The sequence below is a fragment of the Streptomyces sp. NPDC007856 genome, assembly GCF_042868225.1.
In the GTDB taxonomy this organism is placed as follows: domain Bacteria; phylum Actinomycetota; class Actinomycetes; order Streptomycetales; family Streptomycetaceae; genus Streptomyces.
In genome coordinates, this window is sequence record NZ_JBIAEC010000121.1 from 1 (window position 1) to 1218 (window position 1218).

A 1218-nucleotide genomic window follows, 5' to 3' on the forward strand; every position below is an offset into this window, starting at 1 on the left:
ACGAAGCGCGGGCGGCGCCGGGCGGAGAGCGCAGGCAGGTAACAGCCCATGGATCTCACGAGCAACAAAGTGCTGATGCTGGCGATCGTTCTCGCCGTACTGCTGTTCGCCGGCACGGTGTGGTTGTGGCCGCGGCTGGCCCGGCAGAGCTGGCGGGCCGTCAGCGGCCGGGTCGGTCTGCTCCTGACCACCCAGCTGGCGCTGTTCGCCTCGGTGGGCCTCGCCGCCAACCAGGCCTTCGGGTTCTACGCCAGCTGGGCGGACCTGTTCGGCCAGGAGAACGGCCAGGGGGTGGTCGTCGACCATATAGCGGGCGGTGGCGACAGCCCCGTCCAGGTGGTCTCCACGTCCCATGTCCTCGGCGCGAGCAGCACACTGCCGCAGGTGGCCGGGCAGATCCAGAAGGTCGACATCATCGGCCGTACGACACACCTCGCCACGCCGGCGTTCGTGTACCTGCCTCCGGAGTACTTCAAGCCGCAGAACAGCGCGCGCAGGTTCCCGGTGTCCGTGGTTCTCACGGGTTACCCGGGCACGGCTCAGGCGCTGGTGGACAAGCTGCACTATCCGAGCACCGCGCAGCAGCTGGCCAAGCAGGGGAAGATGCAGCCGATGATCCTGGTGATGCTGCGGCCGACCGTGGCGCCGCCGCGGGACACCGAGTGCGTCGACGTTCCCGGGGGCCCGCAGACCGAGACCTTCTTCGCGAAGGACCTGCGCGACGCGGTGATGGCCCACTACCGGGTCGACAAGACGCCCGCCAGCTGGGGCATCGTCGGCGACTCGACTGGCGGCTACTGCGCGCTGAAGGTCGCCATGCACCACCCGGGTTCGTACGCGGCCGCCGCGGGCCTGTCGCCGTACTACAAGGCGCCGATCGACCCCACCACCGGGGACCTCTTCCGCGGCAACAAGAACCTGCAGAACCGGTCCAACCTCTTCTGGACGCTCAAGCACCTGACCGCGCCCGAGACATCCCTGCTCGTCACCAGCAGCAGGATCGGTGAGCACAATTACAAGGACACGCTCTCCTTCATCAAGAGCGTGCAGGACACGAACGTGACCAGGATTTCGTCGATCATCCTCCCGAGCGGCGGCCACAACTTCAACACCTGGCGGCGGGAGATCCCCGCCACCCTCCAGTGGCTCAGCTCACGGCTGGTCGCCCACTGAGCCCCCGCACGACTGACGCCGCGCAAAGCCGGTGATGTGGCCGGG

At 68.0% G+C, this 1218-nt stretch carries 1 protein-coding gene; it reads left to right on the top strand.

The window, feature by feature from the left end; genetic code table 11:
* Positions 1-48: 48 nt before the first annotated feature.
* Complete coding sequence (locus ACFYOH_RS44865) at positions 49-1173, top strand: alpha/beta hydrolase (protein ID WP_388638157.1); 1125 nt, start codon at positions 49-51, stop codon at positions 1171-1173.
* Positions 1174-1218: the final 45 nt, after the last annotated feature.